The organism is Mesorhizobium sp. WSM4809 (assembly GCF_055811655.1).
On record NZ_JBVVQW010000001.1, the window covers coordinates 913,449 to 930,396 of the forward strand.

Consider the following 16,948-nt stretch of genomic DNA (forward strand, 5'->3'; position numbering starts at 1 on the left):
GACTACCCGGCCGGTTTGGCATCCAACTCGACATCGCGTTAAAGGGTGAGCACCCGAATGGCCTCCGGATGGGTGGCAGGCTTCGGCGCGGAAACAGACTGGGCAGGACTTCTATCGATGACATTGATGGGCGCGGCGGCACTGCTGATCCTGATCCTGACTTACGCCGGTGTCGCCATTGGCCGCATCCCCGGTCTGCGCCTCGACCGGGCAGGGATCGCGCTGCTCGGCGGGGCCGCGATGATCGCCATCGGCGCGCTCAGCATGGAGGATGCCTACCGGGCGATCAATTTCGACACCATCACGCTTCTGCTCGGCATGATGATCGTGGTGGCGCATCTGAAAGTGTCAGGCGCCTTTCGCTGCCTTGGCGCCATCGCCATCGAACACGCGCACGCGCCCTTCATGCTTTTGGTGATGGTGACGCTGCTGACCGGCGTACTGTCCGCCTTCCTGGTCAACGACGCCATCTGCCTCGTCATGGCGCCGATCGTCGTCCATGTCACCCGTGTGATCAAGCGCAACCCGATCCCCTATCTGATCGCCACCGCCACCGCGTCGAATTGCGGCAGCGTCGCTACCATCACCGGCAATCCGCAAAACATGGTCATCGGCGCGCTGTCGGGCATTTCCTATCCGGCCTTTTCGGCAGCGCTGGCTCCGGTCGCCCTTTTCGGCCTCGTCGCGGTCGTTGTCATCATTCGTATCGTCTACCGGGCCGAATTCGCCCGAACGGTCCAACTGACGCCCGAGGTCTCGCGTGGCCGCATGCACAAGGGGCAGGTGCTGAAGGCGGTGGTGGTCTGCATCGGGCTGGCAATCGCCTTCTTCGCCGGTGTGCCTGTCGCCAAGGCCGCGCTCATCGGCGGCGCCATCCTCTTGCTTACCCGGGCGATCAAGCCGGAACGCATCTACCGCGAGATCGACGGTCCGCTGCTGTTCATGTTCGCCGGTCTGTTCGTGGTCGTCGCCGGCGCCGAAAAGACGCTTCTTTCGCCAGACATGATCGCCTCGGCAAAGAACCTCGGGCTGGACGATGTCTGGCGTCTGTCCGGATTCACCGCGGTGCTTTCCAACATCATGAGCAATGTCCCGGCCGTGCTGGCGCTGCGGCCTTTCATACCCGGCCTGGAAAACCCCGAGCGCGCCTGGCTGGTCGTCGCCATGAGCTCGACACTGGCCGGCAATTTCACGCTGCTGGGTTCGGTCGCCAATCTGATCGTCGCCGAACAGGGCCGAGCCGCCGGCACGACGCTGTCGTTCGGCGCTTTTTTCAAGGTCGGCTTGCCGCTGACGCTGATAACGCTGGCCGCCGGCACCGAATGGCTGGCGTTTGGGTTCTAATGCATGTCGCCCAAAAGTGGCCCCGGTTTTGGCGCAACGACATGCATAAAACCAAAGGCTTAAAGCGCGTCGCGCTTTAGACCTGGCTGCCTGAAATCCGCGCCCGCACCAGCGTCGCCGCGGCGCGGCCGGCGGCCTCGATGTAATCGGGGTTGCGGTGGATCAGCATGATCGAAAAGCAGCCGTCGATCAAAAGCACGATCTCGCGTGCCAAGGCAGGCGGCTCGCCGACGCCATGGTCCGACAAGGCGCCGGCCAGCCATGTTTCGAAATTCAGCTTGTGCCGCGCGCCGACCTTGACCGCCGGATGTCCGGGCATCGAGGCGAGTTCGGCGGCCGTGCGCAGGAAGCCGCATCCTTTCCATCTCGGATGGCGGGCGGACCTCGCCAGATTGGTGAAGATCGCCTCGACCTTGCGATCCGCGCCGCCTTCGGCGGCATCGAACCAGCCGGCCATCCGCTTCAGATTGGGTTGGTCGCGGCCATCGAGATAGGCGGCGATGAGGTCGTCCTTACTCTTGAAATGGTAGTAGAGCGTGCGCTTGGTGAGACCCGCTTCCTCGGCGACGGCATCGACGCTGACGCGACCGATTCCTTCGGCATAGAAGAGCCTGGTCGCGGCATCGACAATACGTTTGCGTGTAGGACTTTGCGTGTCAGGCATGAGCTAGGTATACCGACTAGTGAATATACACAAGCGGCAAGGGGCATAGTCTTCCGGTCATCAGCATGATGAAGAAGGAAGAGCCAATGACCGATCTTGTCCTCAAGGAAACCCGGGATGGGATTGCCATCCTCACCCTCAATCGGCCGGAGAAGCTCAACGCGTTGAACTATGCCCTGATCGATCGCCTGCTTGCGATCCTTGACGACATTGAAGTCGAGGACAGCGTTCGTGCGGTCATTCTGACCGGTGCAGGGGAGCGGGCGTTTTCGGCCGGCGGCGACATTTATGAGTTCTCGGCCAGCGTGGCGCTCGGCGTCGATGTCGCGATGCGTGATTTCGTCATGCGCGGGCAACGGCTGACGGCGAGGCTGGAAGCGTTTCGCAAACCCGTCATCGCTGCCGTCAACGGCATTGCCTTTGGTGGCGGTTGCGAAATCACCGAGGCGGTGCCGCTCGCCATCGCCAGTGACCGCGCTTTGTTCGCCAAGCCGGAAATCAACCTCGCAATGCCGCCGACCTTCGGTGGAACCCAACGCCTGCCAAGGCTCGCCGGGCGCAAGCGGGCGCTGGAGTTGCTGTTGACCGGTGACTGGTTTGCGCCGCCGCGGGCGCTTGAGCTGGGTCTCGTCAACGAGGTTGTGCCGCATGCCGAATTGATGCCGGCCGCGATCGGCCTGGCCAGGCGTATCCTGCGACACTCCGATCTGGCGATTGCCAGCATCCTCACGGCAGTGGCCCGCGGCCTCAACCAGAGCATCGCCGAAGGTTTGCTGGTCGAGGCCGAGCAGTTCGCCCGCATGGCCCCGACCGCTGATCTGCGCGAAGGGCTGAATGCCTGGATGGCACGCCGCGAGCCGGGCTATGACGGCTCGTGGACGCATATCGCGCGTCCCGACGAGGCCAGGCGAGCCTGAAGCGGGTCGCCTGAAAGGCCAGGCGACCCGCTTCAGGTCTTTGTTTTTATGCATGTCGTTCTCCCAAAACCGAGGTCACTTTTGGGCGACATGCACTCGTTGGCGTTGGATCAGGGCGCCACCACCAAACGGCCTTTCATGTTGGGATGAAAGCGGCAGAAATAGTCGACCGGTCCCGCGGCCTTCAATGTCAGGCTTGCGGATTTCTTCGGCGGGATCATCACTTCCCAGCCGCCTTTCACGGTGGCCGTGTGGGCGAACACATCCTTGTTCACCCACTCGATCGTGTCGCCGACCTTGGCCTCGACGGTGGCTGGCGAAAACACCAGCCTGTCGATGATGACCTGGATGGTTTCTGCTCGCGCCGGAACGGTACCGACGGCCAGCGTCAACGCAATCCACAGATGGCGTTTCGGCATGCTCCCGGTCCTTACTTGAGCATGCCGGCGACGTGCTCGGCGTGCTGCTCATGGCCCTGGAAAATCTTCAGGCCGGTTTCCAGCAGGCTCTTCAGGTCGGCATTCTGCGCCGACGGGATCAAAAGGGTTTCGAGCGCGCCGTTGACCTGCTTGTGGTAGGCGACCTCGTTATCGACATAGGCCTTGTCGAAGGCAGCGCCGTCGAGTTTGGCGAGCTTGGCCCGCTCCTCCGCCGCAGCTTTGGTCAGCGCCTGGCTGGTGGCGTTGTCTTCCGGCGTGACCTTGAGCTTCTTCACCAGGTCGAGCGCCTGCACGTTCACGGCTTCGTGGTCGCGCACCATGTCGTTGGCGAAATCCACGACCTCCTTGGTCTTCGATTTTTCGATGGCCAGCTTGGCCGCTTCAACGTCGATGACCCCGGCCGTATAGGCGATGTGAGCGATCTGCGGATCGGTCGGCTTGTCGGCGGCTTGTGCGAACGGGGCGGTGCCGAGCAGCACCAGGGCGGCGAGCGCGGCAGTGTGTCGGATGGACATGGCATCTCCTTCGCCGGACGCTGAAAATCTCGCCGGACTGTGTTTTCGGTTGACGGTCGTTGGATGCTGGCCAGCGGCAAACGTTCCCGCCAAAATCAATTGAATCCGGTGAGGCTCAGCTTTCCAGCCCGAGCCGCCGCATGACCGCGCTGGTCAGTCGTTCGCAACGCCGGCCGGCGAAGGGGAAGGCATCGAGCAGCACCGGCCCGATCTGATCGTCCAGCGCCTTGCGCACGAGGGCGCGGGCGCGGTGCAGCCTTGTCTTGACGGTTTGCGGCCGCACGCCGAGGAGATCGGCGGTCTCCTCGATGCTCAGCCCCTCGATCACCCGCGCCACGAACACCGTCCGGTAGACGTCGGGAAGGCTGTCTGTGGCCTGTTCGACCAGTTGGAGGATCTGCCTTTGCGCCATCGTCCGTTCCGGATCGTCGCTGGGGTGGAGGGGGAACCGGATGATCTCGGCTTGCGGATTTTCCGGCATTGCCACCGTTCTGCGCCTTTTGCGCAGGCGGCCGAGCGCCTCGTTGATGACGATGCGCGACAGCCATGTGGCGAGCGAGGAGTCGCCGCGAAACGCATCGAGATGGGCGAAAGCCTTGAGGTAGGCCTCCTGGACGATGTCCTCGGCCTCGCTGTCATTGCGCACGACGCCGCGCGCGATCCGGTAGAGCCGCTGATTATGTGTCTTGATGATGGTGCGGAAGGCGTCGTCGTCGCGCGCCAGCGCGCGGTGCACAAGCTGCATCTCGCCTGGCACAGCGGAAGGCACGGCCGTCAACACAGCAGGCATCGCCAGTTTCCTCAACCCAATCTCCGAACCAAGATTCTCGATCGGGAGATTGGACGCTGTCGCCGGCAGAAGGTTCCCGAAGATTTTCTGCCGGGTCCGGCGGCCGCTACCCTACAGTGCGAGCGAAGGCTTGTCAGGCAGCCTGCAGGCGCGCCGTGGCCGCCAACAGATCGGTCTGGGTGATCAGCCCGAGAATCCGCTTGTCGTCGTCGACGATGATGACCGCATGGCTGCGGCCGTCGGTGAGCACCGGCAGCAGACCCATGGCGGCAAAGCCTGCGGCGGCTGTTGCCGCGGGCGATATAACGGATCCGACCGTCCCAAAGGCCTGGGTGAGTTCGCGCAATCCCACGGTCCCTGCCAGCCTGGCTTCAGCATTGACGACCGGCAGGGTCCGGATGTTGTGGTCAAGCAGCAATTGGCGCGCCGCCTCGGTCGAGGTGTGAGCATCGACCGAGATGACATCGCGCGACATGATGTCCTCGCACAGAAGGGTCTTGTGCGCGCGCACCATCGCCTGCAATTCGACCTGCCGCAGCAGCCGGTCGAGATCGTTGCGATCGATATCGAACGTCTCGTCGAGTGCGCCAAGCGCGGCATCGATGTCTTCGGAGCGGAAGCCGACGCGCAGTTGCGCCGGCGGATCGCCGGTGCCGTGGCTGTTCGCCGGCGCTGCAACCGGCACATGCGGATAATTGCGCCGGGCCAGCCTGTGGAAGCCGTAGCCGAGCGCCACCAGCAGGATCGAGTTCAGCGCCACCGGCACGAATGGAAACAGGAAGCCGGCGCTGATGACGGCAGGCCCTCCCAGCACCGCGGTCAGCGCGGCCGCTCCGCCCGGCGGATGCAGGCAGCGCGTGAACGACATGGCGGCAATGGCCAGTGCCACCGCGATGCCGCTGGCAAGGGCGGTTTCGTGGATGAAATGCGCCACGATCACGCCGACCAGCGCCGATATCGTGTTGCCGCCGATGATCGACCATGGCTGTGCCAGCGGACTGGCGGGCACGGCGAACAGCAGCACCGCCGACGCCCCCATCGGCGCCACCAGCAGTGGCACATGCGGGCCGTTGCCGAGCACAAGGCTGGCGATCACGCCGGTGAGTGCAATGCCGATCGTCGCGCCGATACAGGCGACGAGACGCTCGCGCAGCGTCGCACCGGCAAGAATGGGAACAAAAAGGCGGAAAGCCATGGGGTCGAAAACTCTGCCGGTATTCCAGGGGAAGTCGAAAATGTGCTGATCGCACCGCAATGACGCGGCATCGTTGAATTTGAAAGCCAAACTGATCCGGTAAACCGCAATTTTAGGGAATAGAATTCCGCTACGCAGCCGCCGCGGCGGTCAGGCCGCGCGAGATGTCGGCCTTCAGGTCGTCGACGTCCTCGAGGCCGATCTGCAGGCGGATCAACGGACCCTCATAGGGCGCTTTTGGAACGACGCGGTCGCCGAGCCAGACCGGTACGGCAAGGCTCTCATAGCCGCCCCAGGAATAGCCGAGGCCGAAGATCCGCAGCGCGTCGAGAAAGGCGTGCTGCTGCTTCTGGCCGCCACCGGCAAGAACGATGGAAAAGATGCCGCTGGAGCCGGAGAAATCCCGCTTCCACAGAGCGTGGTCCGGATGGCTGGGCAGGGCCGGGTGGAGCACGCGCGCCACGCCCTTCTGGCCCTCGAGCCAGGAGGCGATGGCAAGCGTACTGCGCTGATGGTGTTCGAGGCGCACGCCCATGCTGCGCAGGCCACGCAGCACCTGGTAGACGTCGTCGGGCCCGGCGCAACAGCCAAGCGTGCAGAAGCTCTCGTAAAGATGCGTCCAGCAGCTCTCATTGGCCGACACCGTGCCGAGCAGCACGTCGGAATGGCCGGCCGGGTATTTGGTCGCCGCATGGATCGAGATGTCGACACCGTGGTCGAGCGGACGGAAATAGAGTGGCGTCGCCCACGTATTGTCCATCATGACGATGGCGCCCGCGGCGTGCGCCGCCTTGGCGATAGCCGGGATGTCCTGCACCTCGAACGTGTTGGAGGCCGGCGATTCCGTGAACACCACCTTGGTGTTGGGCTTGATCAACGCCGCGATGCCGGCGCCGACATCGGGGGCGTAATACTCGACCTCGACGCCCAGCCGCTTCAGCATCGTGTCAGCGAAATTGCGGGTTGGATGATAGACGGTATCGACGATCAGCAGATGGTCGCCGGCCGAGACGAAGGCGAGCAGCGGCACCGTCACCGCCGCAAGGCCCGACGGCACCAGGATCGTGCCTGCCGAGCCTTCCAGCGCGTCTATGGCATGGGCAAGCGCATCGGTCGTCGGTGTGCCGCGCGTGCCGTAAGTGTATTTCTGGGTGCGCGCCGCCATCGAAGCCGCGTCGCGAAACAGCACGGTCGAAGCATGCACCACCGGCGGATTGACGAAGCCGAAATAGTCGTGCGGATTGTTGCCCGAATGGGCAAGCCGCGTGTTGACGCCCATCCCGCCGCTAAAGTGCTCGCCGTCTTTCGCCATTCTGCGTCGCCTCGTTTGACAAGCCGGTAGCCATAGTGCGGCGCTATGGACCGTGCAACAGCCACCGCCCGCCAGGAGGCGGACTTCGATATGCCAGTTCGTCGCGGCAAAAACAGCGATGCTGGGGCAGGGTATTAAACGAAAAACCCGCCTGTGCGGCGGGTTATCGGCGCAAATCAGCACCATGGACGAATATGTACCATAGCTGAGGGCAGGGTGTCAAGAAAAAATTCCTATCGCGAAAGGCGGCCTTTTATTGACCTGCGTTCGGAGCCCTAATCTCAGCCGATCGGCCTATTGTGGGCGGCTGCGGAAGGTATATGATTTCCTGCTAATATTAATCGCCGGATTGCTTCGATCAGATGCTGCCGGATGGTTGCTGCCGGTTGACTTCTGGTCCTCCACGATCCGGATCGCGCTCATGAAGCGTGAGTGCGGCAAGGGAGGAATGACATGCCGGACGTCAAATGGGCCATGAAGGCGAGCGAATTCATCAACTGCAACTGCGCCTATGGCTGCCCGTGCCAGTTCAACGCCATGCCGACATACGGATTCTGCCAGGCGGTCGCCGGCATGGAAATCGAGAGCGGCCATCACGGCGACACCAAGCTCGACGGGTTGCGGTTCGTCGGGATTTTCAGATGGCCCGGCGCCATACACCAGGGCGGGGGTGAAGCCGCGGTGGTCATCGACGAGAGGGCGACGGAAGCCCAACGTGGCGCGCTGCTTCGCATATTGGGCGGTCTGGACACCGAGCCAGGTGCAACGATATTTCAGGTCTTTTCGACCACGCTGGAGAAATTCCACGATCCGATCTTCGCGCCGATCGAATTCAAGATCGACGTCGACGCGCGAACCAGTCAGCTGCATGTCGAGGGTATAACCGACGGTCGCGGCGAGCCGATCCGGAATCCGGTCACCGGCGCCGCGCACCAGGCGCGCATCGACTTGCCGCACGGCTTCGAATACGCGATCGCCGAGGTCGGGCGCGGCTGGACCAAGGCGACGGGCCCGATCAAGTTCGAACTGGCCGATACGCACAGCCATTTCGCCAATCTGCATCTTACGCAGAGCGGCATCGTGCATTGACCTGATCCAATGGGCGATACGGCCCTCGAGGCGGTGCTGAGGCGCGATCGCGCGGTCGTGATGGCCGCGCTCGTGGTGATTGCCGTGCTCGCCTGGGCCTATGTGCTGTGGCTCGCCGCCACCATGGTCATGCCCGGCTCCCCCTTGCCGGACGGCGGAGGCGGCGACATGGCCGGCATGGATATGGCCGGCATGGATATGGGCGCCGCCATGGCGCCCGGCTTCCGGCCCTGGGCATTGGGCGATTTCGCCTTCACCTTCACGATGTGGGCGGTGATGATGGTCGGCATGATGACGCCGTCGGTCGCGCCGATGTTGCTGCTCTATGCCGGTGTCGGCCGCAAGGCGCGGGCGGATGGCCGGCCCATCGCTTCGACGGGATGGTTTTTTGCCGGCTATCTCGCCGTCTGGGTCGTCTTCAGCCTCCTGGCGACCGGTGCGCAATGGCTTCTCGCCCGTCTTGCCTTGCTCGATCCCTCGATGGCAACCGGCAGCGCGATCCTCGGCGGCCTCGTTCTGATCGCAGCCGGTCTCTATCAATGGACGCCGATGAAGGGCGTCTGCCTGCGCGAATGTCAGGCGCCGATCGCGTTCCTGGCCGGCCGTGGCGGATTCCGCTCCGCTCCGCTCGGCGCGCTTCGGCTCGGCATCGATCACGGCGCTTATTGCCTGGGGTGCTGCTGGGCGCTGATGGCTCTGTTGTTCGTCGGTGGCGTCATGAACGTGCTGTGGATCGCCGGCATCGCCATCCTTGTTCTGCTGGAGAAGACGGTGCCGACCGGGCAGCTGATTCCGCGCGTTTCAGGCGCGTTGATGGCCGCCATCGGGATCTGGATCGTCTTTCAAGCCCTTTGAGAACAGTCTTCGTCGGCGGTCTGTATTGGTATGCAGCCGTCAGTAAATTGTCAGATGACAATCTTGGGACCTGGTAGTTCGTCGCACGCGGAGGTCAACAACGACGAGCTATTGCCCGGGATGGATTTCGCTGCCGCGGCCCGTATTGGCCCCGCGTTGGCGTTGCATGAGATTTGCCGCCTTTATTAGCCCTGCTGGCTAAATCGCGGGCGTGTTTGTCTGTAAATCGGGCATTTGCGGCAATCGGTTTTCAAACTCTTTGGGTTTCGGTCATTTCCCTTGACCTCACAGGAATTATCGCCTTCGATGACATTTGTGAATGGGAGGCGGCGCGTCGGTTACGATGCGGGGTTTCGGGAATGGGCCGGGATGAAGCCGCGTTCACACGGGAGAAAAAAATCAGGATTTACTCCTGAAAACAGAGAAAAGGGTCTGTGGGTCATGAAACACATTGCTATCGGCATTCTAGGCGCCGCCACGCTTGGATTGATGGCGTCCGCCGCGTCGGCGGCCACGCTCGACACCGTCAAGGCGAAGGGCTTCATCCAGTGCGGCGTCTCCACCGGCCTTGCCGGCTTTTCGGCGCCGGACGACAAGGGTGACTGGCAAGGCATCGATGCGGATTTCTGCCGCGCTGTCGCGGCCGCCGTCTTTGGTGACGGCTCCAAGGTCAAGTTCACGCCGCTCAGCGCCAAGGAGCGGTTCACCGCGCTGCAGTCGGGCGAGATCGACATCCTGTCGCGCAACACCACCTGGACCATCAACCGCGATACGGCGCTTGGCCTGAACTTCATCGGCGTCACCTACTATGACGGCCAGGGTTTCATGATCAACGCCAAGAAGCTGCCGGGCGTCAATTCGGCCCTGCAGCTTTCGGGCGCAGCCGTCTGCGTGCAGAGCGGCACCACCACCGAGCTGAACCTCGCCGACTACTTCAAGGCCAACAAGATGGAGTACAATCCCGTCGTCTTCGAGAAGCTGGAAGAGGTCAACGCCGCCTATGATGCCGGCCGCTGCGACGTCTACACCACCGATCAGTCGGGCCTCTACGGCATCCGCCTGACGCTGGGAGCGCCGGCCGACCACGTCGTGCTGCCCGAGATCATCTCCAAGGAGCCGCTCGGACCGGCCGTTCGCCAGGGCGACGACCAGTGGTATCACATCGTCAAGTGGACCTATTTCGCGCTGCTGCAGGCTGAAGAGCTCGGCATCACCAAGGCCAATGTCGAGGAGATGAAGAACTCGGCAAGCCCCGAGATCAAGCGCGTGCTCGGCCAGGAAGCCGATACCAAGATCGGCACCGATCTCGGCGTCTCCAATGACTGGGTGGTCAACATCGTCAAGGCCGTCGGCAATTATGGCGATATGTTCGAGCGCAATGTCGGCTCGGGCAGCCCGCTGAAGATCGCGCGCGGCATCAACGCGCTGTGGACCAAGGGCGGCCTGCAATACGCGCCGCCGATCCGCTGATCGAAATGTGATCCGGGAGGCAGATCATCTGCCTCCCGGTTTCTCTTTCCAGGGGACGGTCGAATGGCATCGCAGGACGTACTTCGCGAGGAGCCCAGCCGCGGCTCCTTCATCAACGATCCGAAAATCCGGGGCATATTCTTCCAGGTGCTGGTCGTCGTGCTGCTGGTGGCGGGCGTCTGGTGGATTGCCCACAACGTCATCGACAACCTGACGCGGCTGCGCATCGCTTCAGGCTTCGGCTTCCTCAAGGGCCGCGCCGGCTTCGACATCAGCGAGAGCGCGATCGCCTATTCGTCGGATTCGACCTATGGCCGCGCCATTCTGGTCGGCCTCCTCAACACGCTCATCGTCGCCATCGTCGGCATCATCACCGCGACAATCATCGGCTTCGTCATCGGCATCGGCCGGCTCTCGCAGAACTGGCTGATCCGGAAGATCTGCACCGTCTATGTCGAGGTCTTCCGCAACATCCCGCCGCTGCTGGTCATCTTCTTCTGGTATTCCGGCGTGCTGGCCGTGCTGCCGGCACCACGCGACAGCTACAACCTGCCGTTCGGCTCCTTCCTCAACCAGCGCGGTTTCTATTTTCCACGCGCCGTGTGGGGCGACGGCTCATGGCTGATCTTCGTCGCCCTGCTTGTCGGCATCGCCATGGCGTGGTTCGTCGCGCGCAAGGCGCGGCAACGGCAGATGGCGACCGGCCAGCAATTTCCAGTGTTTTGGACGTCCGCGGCGCTGATCGTCGGGCTGCCGCTGCTCGCCTATGCGCTGAGCGGCTTTCCCCTGAGCTTCGACTACCCGAAGCAGTCGACTTTCAACCTGACCGGCGGCTTCCAGGTCCGGCCGGAGTTCCTGTCGCTTTATCTGGCGCTGTCCTGCTATACCGCCGCCTTCATCGCCGAGATCGTGCGCGCCGGCATCAGGGGTGTCAGCGCGGGCCAGACGGAAGCTGCCGGTGCGTTGGGCTTGCGGTCCGGATCGATCCTGCGGCTGGTCGTCGTGCCGCAGGCCATGCGCATCGTCATTCCGCCGCTGACCAGCCAGTATCTCAACCTGACCAAGAACTCGTCGCTGGCCATCGCCATCGGCTATCCGGACCTGACGGCGACCGCCGGGACGGTGCTGAACCAGACCGGCCAGGCCGTCGAAGGCGTGGTGATCATGATGGTGATCTACCTCGCCATCAGCCTCCTGACCTCGCTTGTGATGAACTGGTTCAACGCCAAGATGGCGCTGGTGGAGAGGTGAGGTAAGGACATGCAAGAACATGATATGTCCTGGGTGCGCACCGAAATGGTGCTGGCGCAGCCGGCGCCCGCCAGCGTCACCGGCCTCGGCGCTTGGGTGCGCAAGAACCTGATCGCTTCTGCCGGCGACACCATCTTGACGATCGTCGGCATCGCCCTGGTGGCGATGATCCTGCCGCAAATCATCAATTGGGCGTTCATCAACGCCGTGTGGACGGGACCGGACCGGACCGTATGCGCCACGGTGGCGCAAGGCGGCATCCAGCCGGATGGCTGGACCGGCGCCTGCTGGGCTTTCGTCAATGCCAAATTCGGCCAGTTCATGCTCGGGCGCTATCCCATCGAGGAGCGCTGGCGGCCGATCCTGGTCGCTATCCTGTTCGTGGCGCTGCTGGTGCCGATGCTGATCCCGAAGGTGCCGCGCAAAGGGCTGAATGCGGTTCTGCTGTTCTTCGTGCTGCCGATCGTCGCCTTCGTCCTGCTGGTCGGCGGCATGTTCGGCCTGCCGCATGTCGAGACCTCGCTTTGGGGTGGGCTCTTGGTGACGCTCAGCCTGTCTTTCGTCGGCATTGCCGTGTCGCTGCCGCTCGGCATCGTGCTGGCGCTCGGCCGCCGTTCCAAGATGCCGATCATCAAGACGCTGTGCGTTGTCTTCATCGAGACGGTGCGCGGCATCCCGCTGATCACCGTGCTGTTCTTCGCCAGCGTCATGCTGCCGCTGTTCCTGCCGGAGGGTGTGTCGTTCGACAAGTTCCTGCGCGCGCTGATCGGGGTGTCGCTGTTTGCCGCGGCCTATATGGCCGAAGTGGTGCGCGGCGGCCTGCAGGCGATCCCCAAGGGCCAGTATGAAGGTGCCGATTCGCTCGGTCTCGGCTATTGGCAGAAAATGTATTTCATCGTCATGCCGCAGGCGCTGAAACTGGTTATTCCAGGCATCGTCAACACCTTCATCGGCATGTTCAAGGACACCAGCCTGGTCATCATCATCTCGATGTTCGACCTGCTCGGCATCGTCAAACAGAATTTCTCCGATGCAAACTGGGCAACCGCGCAGACGGCGAGGTCAGGCCTGATCTTCGCGGCCTTCGTCTTCTGGCTGTTCTGCTTCGGCATGTCGCGCTATTCAATGTACACCGAACGCCGGCTCGACACCGGCCACAAACGCTGAATGCATGTCGCCCAAAAGTGTATAGCGGTTTTGGGATAACGACATGCATCACTACCAACGACAAAAGAACAAGGGGATCCCTGTCATGGCCACCGAAAATGCCGTCAGCGCCGAAGAGATCAAGGTCAACGCCGCCAAGATGCAGATTTCGACGACCGATGTCGCCATCGACATCATCGCCATGCACAAATGGTACGGCGAGTTCCATGTGCTGAAGGACATCAACCTGAAAGTGATGCGCGGCGAGCGTATCGTCATCTGCGGCCCCTCCGGCTCCGGCAAATCGACCATGATCCGCTGCATCAACCGTCTGGAGGAGCACCAGAAGGGCAAGATCATCGTCGATGGCAAGGAACTGACCAACGATCTCAAGAAGATCGACGAGGTGCGCCGCGAGGTCGGCATGGTGTTCCAGCACTTCAACCTGTTCCCGCATCTGACCATCCTGGAGAACTGCACGCTGGCGCCGATCTGGGTGCGCAAGACGCCGAAGAAACAGGCCGAGGAAATCGCCATGCATTTCCTCAAGCGCGTCAAGATTCCGGAACAGGCCCACAAATATCCCGGCCAATTGTCCGGCGGCCAGCAGCAGCGTGTGGCGATTGCCCGTTCGCTGTGCATGAACCCGCGCATCATGCTGTTCGACGAGCCGACCTCGGCGCTCGATCCGGAGATGATCAAGGAAGTGCTGGAGACCATGGTTGGCCTTGCCGAGGAAGGCATGACCATGCTGTGTGTCACCCACGAGATGGGCTTCGCCCGCAAGGTCGCCAACCGTGTAATCTTCATGGACCAGGGCCAGATCGTCGAGCAGAACACGCCGGCCGAGTTCTTCGACCACCCGCGCCACGAGCGCACGAAGCTGTTCCTGTCGCAGATCCTGCACTAGGCCTCGACGGCCACGAAGAGCCCGGCTGAAACACTGCCGGGCTCTTTTGCGTATGGATAACAGGCGGGCGTTCGTGTCGCGCCGGAGCGCGTTTGCAGGGCCGCCTTTCATGAAAAGACTGGGACGTTTTCTGGGTCTTCTGTTGGTTCTCGTCGCACTCGCCCTGACGACGGGCACCTTCGTGCCACGGCCGCTGTGGCCGGCCGCCGCCGCCGTGCCAGCCGCGACGCGTCACATCCTGGTGCTGAACAATCCGATCCACACCGATATCGCCATCCCGGTCGATGACGCCGTGCGCCGGCGTTTCCATTTCCTGGTCGACGCGGGCATACCGGCCGACAGGCCGGAGGTCCGCTACATCGTCTTCGGCTGGGGCGGCCGCGCCTTCTACCTGGAGACGCCGACATGGTCCGAGCTGAAGGCGGTGCCGGTGATGAAGGCACTGACACTCGACGCGTCGGTCATGCATGTCGATGTCGCCGGTGACATCCTCGAACCGCACCCCGATATCGCGGGATTCGACATCACCGAGGATCGGTTCACGGCGTTGCTCGATTTCATCGATGCAAGTTTCCAGCGGGGACCGAAAGGCCCGACCCTCGTTCCGGACGCAGCCTATTCCAGGTTCGACGGCTTCTACGAAGCCAATGGCCATTTCAACGCACTGGTCGGCTGCAACACCTGGACGGCGGCGGCCTTGCGCATCGCCGGCCTGCGCACCGGCTGGTGGAACCCGCTGCCTGTATCGCTTGGCCTGTCGATGCGGCTGTATAATTGAAGGCCATTCCGGTGATCAGCCGGCCTTGCGATCCTGTTTGGACATATATTCTCGAAGCGCTCTGTTGATTGCACCCTGGTAGCCGCGACCATCCGGTGCGCGCCTTTTGAACCAGGCGACGAGGTCAGAATCGAGACGCAGGGTCAGTTGTTGCTTGACCGGCTTGAAATAAGGATTTCGGACGGCGTTCTGCCAGAATTCCTCGGTCAATTCGGGAATGTCGCTCGTGTCGACATCATCCTCTGGTCGCGCCTTCAAAGCCGCGATCTCCGCTTTCTGTGCTTCTGTCAGAGGAGGCGGATTGGCCGGGTCGAATTCATATCGAACGATTTTGCGCATAATGCCTTTTCTCTTTGGACGTAGCTCGCCGCGCTGAAATGATGCGGATCACCTCGATCCCGTCTTCCTCTCGATCTGCGTGTGCAACCAGCAATATCAATGCGGTGTCAATCAAGCCGGTTGTCTGCCAACGATATTCGCCCCCTTCAATTCGATCATGCTCCAATAGCGCGAAAGGATCGGCGAAAACACGAACGGCGGTGTCGAAGCTTACGCCATGCTTGCGGAAATTGGATTTCGCCTTTTCGGCGTCCCATTCAAATCGCAATTTGCGCCTCGTTGACTACAAAAATGTAACTACAAATTGCCATTACGTCAAGGTCGACCGATGTAAGCATTCTATCGATGTAAGCATTCTAATGAGCCCGCCAGCCGTAGAGCCAGTCCAGATCCGCCGCGAGTTTTTCCGACGAGCGCACCTTCAGGAACACATTGCGCGCAATCGCCACTGGACCCGAGGCATGCCAGGCCAGCCGGTTGACAGCGCCGCGTCGGGCGACCTGCGCGACACGCGGCCGCCGAGACTGCTCCCAGACGGCAAGTGCGGCCAGGGGGTCGGCAGGGAAGTCGGCGATGATGTCGGCAAGCGTCGCCGCATCCTCGATCGCCATCGCCGCACCTTGCGCAGCGAATGGGGTCATCGCATGCGCGGCGTCGCCGATCAGCGCAATGCCGTTCGGTGTTGTCCAGGGCTGTTGCGGGTCAACAGTGTGGATCGGCCATGCGGTCCACGGGCCGGCCTGCTCGACCAGACGGGCAAGTTCTGCCGCGGTGCCGCGCAGGGCTCGGGTCAGGATCCCGGCGTCGGCGTTGCCGGACCAGCCCTCGGCAATGCGGTCGCCCCTGGTGAAGGCCGCGAGATTGAAGGCCGCACCCTTGCTGACGGGATAGGCCACCATATGGAAGCCGGGATGCAGGAAGGTGGTGACGCAATTGGTTACACCGATCGCGGCAAAGGCTTGTCCGGCAGCGCTTTCGGCGGCAATGGTCGCGCGCCAGGCCAGCTCGCCGGAAAAATGGCTTGTCGGCAAGGCCGCATTTTTGGCCGAATCGACAAGTGCGCGCACCGACGACCAGACACCATCGGCTCCGATCAGCAGGAAGCCCTCAGCCTTGATGGTTTTGCCGTCGATCTCGGCCGTCGCGGTGATGCCATGGGGGCCGGTGGCAGCGCTGCTGACGCGGGCGCCGGTGGTAAGATGGATATCCGGTATCTCGGAAACCCGTGCCATCAGCGCGCTCTGCAGATCAGCCCTGTGAGCGACGAGATAGGGCGCCTGCCAGCGCGTTTCGGCGGCTTGCCCCAACGGCACCCGCGCCAGTTCGCGCAACGTCGCGGCGTCCTTCAGGACCACCGCTTCCGGCCGCACCGTTGCCGGCAGCAGCTTGTCGAGCACACCAAGCTGGCGAAGGATGCGTGTCGCGTTGGGAGAAAGCTGGATGCCGGCGCCTGCCGCTTCCAGGCGCTGCACCTGTTCGAACACTTTCACAGGGTAGCCGCGTTCGGCGAAAGCCAGCGCTGCGGTTAGCCCGGCGACTCCCGCCCCGGCGATGACGACTTGCCGGGAGCGCGTGTCGTTCATCGGGCTGGCCGCGAAAGACTCAGGCGGCCTGTTCTATGTAGATGCAGCCGGCCGGCAGCGTTTCCGTTGCCTTCAGCTTCGGAGAATAGCGGTAGAGCGTCGAGCAATAGGGGCAGACTTTTTCGTTGTCGTCGCCCATGTCCAGAAACACATGCGGGTGGTCGAAAGGCGGATTGGCGCCCGTGCACATGAATTCCTTCACGCCGATGTCGATTGCCTGATAGCCCGCATCGTTCTGAAAATGGGGAATGGAACCGCCTGCCATCGTCGTCTCCTTAACGCAGTCTCGTCTGCATCTGGATCATATCAGGGCTCTTTGCAAGTTCGATGAAATGAAACTGTCGCAAAAG

The 16,948-nt window shown here is 62.5% G+C and carries 19 protein-coding genes; 9 read left to right on the top strand and 10 right to left on the bottom strand.

Annotated elements, in window-relative coordinates; all coding sequences use genetic code 11:
- The first annotated feature begins 117 nt into the window (after nt 1–117).
- A complete protein-coding gene (locus tag AC0L24_RS04195; RefSeq protein ID WP_473563442.1) occupies nt 118–1,344 on the top strand; it encodes an anion transporter in 1,227 nt (408 codons plus the stop codon).
- 76 nt (nt 1,345–1,420) lie between these two features.
- Here the strand turns inward: AC0L24_RS04195 and AC0L24_RS04200 are convergent, their stop codons facing one another.
- Nucleotides 1,421–2,008 (bottom strand): TetR/AcrR family transcriptional regulator, encoded by a 588-nt coding sequence (locus tag AC0L24_RS04200; protein WP_473563443.1) that lies wholly within the window; start codon nt 2,006–2,008, stop codon nt 1,421–1,423.
- 86 nt (nt 2,009–2,094) lie between these two features.
- On the opposite strand from AC0L24_RS04200, the gene AC0L24_RS04205 reads away from it, so the two are divergent.
- The gene (locus AC0L24_RS04205; RefSeq protein WP_473563444.1) at nt 2,095–2,925 is read left to right on the top strand and encodes a crotonase/enoyl-CoA hydratase family protein; all 831 of its coding nucleotides are present in this window, start codon (nt 2,095–2,097) and stop codon (nt 2,923–2,925) included.
- Between the two features lie 110 nt (nt 2,926–3,035).
- Here AC0L24_RS04205 and AC0L24_RS04210 read toward each other — a convergent pair whose 3' ends face one another.
- The 5 genes from AC0L24_RS04210 to AC0L24_RS04230 form a co-directional block, all read right to left on the bottom strand.
- Nucleotides 3,036–3,344, bottom strand: coding sequence for a cupredoxin domain-containing protein (locus tag AC0L24_RS04210; protein WP_127397133.1), 309 nt, complete (start codon nt 3,342–3,344; stop codon nt 3,036–3,038).
- Nucleotides 3,345–3,355: 11 nt separating this feature from the next.
- Nucleotides 3,356–3,880, bottom strand: coding sequence for a DUF4142 domain-containing protein (locus tag AC0L24_RS04215; RefSeq protein WP_473563445.1), 525 nt, complete (start codon nt 3,878–3,880; stop codon nt 3,356–3,358).
- A gap of 115 nt (nt 3,881–3,995) precedes the next feature.
- Complete coding sequence (locus AC0L24_RS04220; protein ID WP_127810816.1) at nt 3,996–4,670, bottom strand: RNA polymerase sigma factor; 675 nt, start codon at nt 4,668–4,670, stop codon at nt 3,996–3,998.
- A 133-nt stretch (nt 4,671–4,803) separates the two neighbouring features.
- Entirely contained in the window at nt 4,804–5,865 is a 1,062-nt protein-coding gene (locus AC0L24_RS04225; RefSeq protein ID WP_127810815.1) for an HPP family protein, read from the bottom strand.
- 130 nt (nt 5,866–5,995) lie between these two features.
- Nucleotides 5,996–7,177: a cystathionine beta-lyase gene (locus tag AC0L24_RS04230; RefSeq protein ID WP_127810814.1), complete on the bottom strand. Its 1,182-nt coding sequence runs from the start codon at nt 7,175–7,177 to the stop codon at nt 5,996–5,998.
- A 453-nt stretch (nt 7,178–7,630) separates the two neighbouring features.
- On the opposite strand from AC0L24_RS04230, the gene AC0L24_RS04235 reads away from it, so the two are divergent.
- From AC0L24_RS04235 to AC0L24_RS04265, 7 genes are all read left to right on the top strand, one after another.
- The gene (locus tag AC0L24_RS04235; protein ID WP_127810813.1) at nt 7,631–8,266 is read left to right on the top strand and encodes a DUF1326 domain-containing protein; all 636 of its coding nucleotides are present in this window, start codon (nt 7,631–7,633) and stop codon (nt 8,264–8,266) included.
- Between the two features lie 9 nt (nt 8,267–8,275).
- Nucleotides 8,276–9,121 (top strand): DUF2182 domain-containing protein, encoded by an 846-nt coding sequence (locus AC0L24_RS04240; protein WP_127810812.1) that lies wholly within the window; start codon nt 8,276–8,278, stop codon nt 9,119–9,121.
- A 441-nt stretch (nt 9,122–9,562) separates the two neighbouring features.
- Nucleotides 9,563–10,591, top strand: a complete 1,029-nt coding sequence (locus AC0L24_RS04245) for an amino acid ABC transporter substrate-binding protein (RefSeq protein ID WP_127810811.1) — start codon at nt 9,563–9,565, stop codon at nt 10,589–10,591.
- A gap of 63 nt (nt 10,592–10,654) precedes the next feature.
- A complete protein-coding gene (locus AC0L24_RS04250) occupies nt 10,655–11,842 on the top strand; it encodes an amino acid ABC transporter permease (protein ID WP_127810810.1) in 1,188 nt (395 codons plus the stop codon).
- 9 nt (nt 11,843–11,851) lie between these two features.
- Entirely contained in the window at nt 11,852–13,009 is a 1,158-nt protein-coding gene (locus tag AC0L24_RS04255; protein ID WP_127321837.1) for an amino acid ABC transporter permease, read from the top strand.
- 139 nt (nt 13,010–13,148) lie between these two features.
- Nucleotides 13,149–13,898: an amino acid ABC transporter ATP-binding protein gene (locus tag AC0L24_RS04260; RefSeq protein ID WP_031260969.1), complete on the top strand. Its 750-nt coding sequence runs from the start codon at nt 13,149–13,151 to the stop codon at nt 13,896–13,898.
- 109 nt (nt 13,899–14,007) lie between these two features.
- The gene (locus AC0L24_RS04265; RefSeq protein ID WP_127810808.1) at nt 14,008–14,676 is read left to right on the top strand and encodes a TIGR02117 family protein; all 669 of its coding nucleotides are present in this window, start codon (nt 14,008–14,010) and stop codon (nt 14,674–14,676) included.
- Between the two features lie 15 nt (nt 14,677–14,691).
- Here AC0L24_RS04265 and AC0L24_RS04270 read toward each other — a convergent pair whose 3' ends face one another.
- From AC0L24_RS04270 to AC0L24_RS04285, 4 genes are all read right to left on the bottom strand, one after another.
- The gene (locus tag AC0L24_RS04270; RefSeq protein WP_127810807.1) at nt 14,692–15,015 is read right to left on the bottom strand and encodes a BrnA antitoxin family protein; all 324 of its coding nucleotides are present in this window, start codon (nt 15,013–15,015) and stop codon (nt 14,692–14,694) included.
- Complete coding sequence (locus AC0L24_RS04275; protein ID WP_473563446.1) at nt 14,993–15,283, bottom strand: BrnT family toxin; 291 nt, start codon at nt 15,281–15,283, stop codon at nt 14,993–14,995. Before AC0L24_RS04275 ends, AC0L24_RS04270 begins: the two co-directional genes overlap by 23 nt.
- An 88-nt stretch (nt 15,284–15,371) precedes the next feature.
- Nucleotides 15,372–16,598, bottom strand: a complete 1,227-nt coding sequence (locus tag AC0L24_RS04280) for an FAD-dependent monooxygenase (RefSeq protein WP_473563447.1) — start codon at nt 16,596–16,598, stop codon at nt 15,372–15,374.
- A gap of 19 nt (nt 16,599–16,617) precedes the next feature.
- A complete protein-coding gene (locus AC0L24_RS04285) occupies nt 16,618–16,863 on the bottom strand; it encodes a zinc-finger domain-containing protein (protein WP_027037845.1) in 246 nt (81 codons plus the stop codon).
- Between the last annotated feature and the right edge of the window lie 85 nt (nt 16,864–16,948).

What these genes read in the sequence shown, in the direction of transcription:
- AC0L24_RS04195 (WP_473563442.1), top strand. Translation starts at nt 118, where the DNA reads ATGACATTGATGGGCGCGGCGGCACTGCTGATCCTGATCCTGACTTAC.
- AC0L24_RS04200 (WP_473563443.1), bottom strand. Translation starts at nt 2,008, where the DNA reads ATGCCTGACACGCAAAGTCCTACACGCAAACGTATTGTCGATGCCGCG.
- AC0L24_RS04205 (WP_473563444.1), top strand. Translation starts at nt 2,095, where the DNA reads ATGACCGATCTTGTCCTCAAGGAAACCCGGGATGGGATTGCCATCCTC.
- AC0L24_RS04210 (WP_127397133.1), bottom strand. Translation starts at nt 3,344, where the DNA reads ATGCCGAAACGCCATCTGTGGATTGCGTTGACGCTGGCCGTCGGTACC.
- AC0L24_RS04215 (WP_473563445.1), bottom strand. Translation starts at nt 3,880, where the DNA reads ATGTCCATCCGACACACTGCCGCGCTCGCCGCCCTGGTGCTGCTCGGC.
- AC0L24_RS04220 (WP_127810816.1), bottom strand. Translation starts at nt 4,670, where the DNA reads ATGCCTGCTGTGTTGACGGCCGTGCCTTCCGCTGTGCCAGGCGAGATG.
- AC0L24_RS04225 (WP_127810815.1), bottom strand. Translation starts at nt 5,865, where the DNA reads ATGGCTTTCCGCCTTTTTGTTCCCATTCTTGCCGGTGCGACGCTGCGC.
- AC0L24_RS04230 (WP_127810814.1), bottom strand. Translation starts at nt 7,177, where the DNA reads ATGGCGAAAGACGGCGAGCACTTTAGCGGCGGGATGGGCGTCAACACG.
- AC0L24_RS04235 (WP_127810813.1), top strand. Translation starts at nt 7,631, where the DNA reads ATGCCGGACGTCAAATGGGCCATGAAGGCGAGCGAATTCATCAACTGC.
- AC0L24_RS04240 (WP_127810812.1), top strand. Translation starts at nt 8,276, where the DNA reads ATGGGCGATACGGCCCTCGAGGCGGTGCTGAGGCGCGATCGCGCGGTC.
- AC0L24_RS04245 (WP_127810811.1), top strand. Translation starts at nt 9,563, where the DNA reads ATGAAACACATTGCTATCGGCATTCTAGGCGCCGCCACGCTTGGATTG.
- AC0L24_RS04250 (WP_127810810.1), top strand. Translation starts at nt 10,655, where the DNA reads ATGGCATCGCAGGACGTACTTCGCGAGGAGCCCAGCCGCGGCTCCTTC.
- AC0L24_RS04255 (WP_127321837.1), top strand. Translation starts at nt 11,852, where the DNA reads ATGCAAGAACATGATATGTCCTGGGTGCGCACCGAAATGGTGCTGGCG.
- AC0L24_RS04260 (WP_031260969.1), top strand. Translation starts at nt 13,149, where the DNA reads ATGCAGATTTCGACGACCGATGTCGCCATCGACATCATCGCCATGCAC.
- AC0L24_RS04265 (WP_127810808.1), top strand. Translation starts at nt 14,008, where the DNA reads ATGAAAAGACTGGGACGTTTTCTGGGTCTTCTGTTGGTTCTCGTCGCA.
- AC0L24_RS04270 (WP_127810807.1), bottom strand. Translation starts at nt 15,015, where the DNA reads ATGCGCAAAATCGTTCGATATGAATTCGACCCGGCCAATCCGCCTCCT.
- AC0L24_RS04280 (WP_473563447.1), bottom strand. Translation starts at nt 16,598, where the DNA reads ATGAACGACACGCGCTCCCGGCAAGTCGTCATCGCCGGGGCGGGAGTC.
- AC0L24_RS04285 (WP_027037845.1), bottom strand. Translation starts at nt 16,863, where the DNA reads ATGGCAGGCGGTTCCATTCCCCATTTTCAGAACGATGCGGGCTATCAG.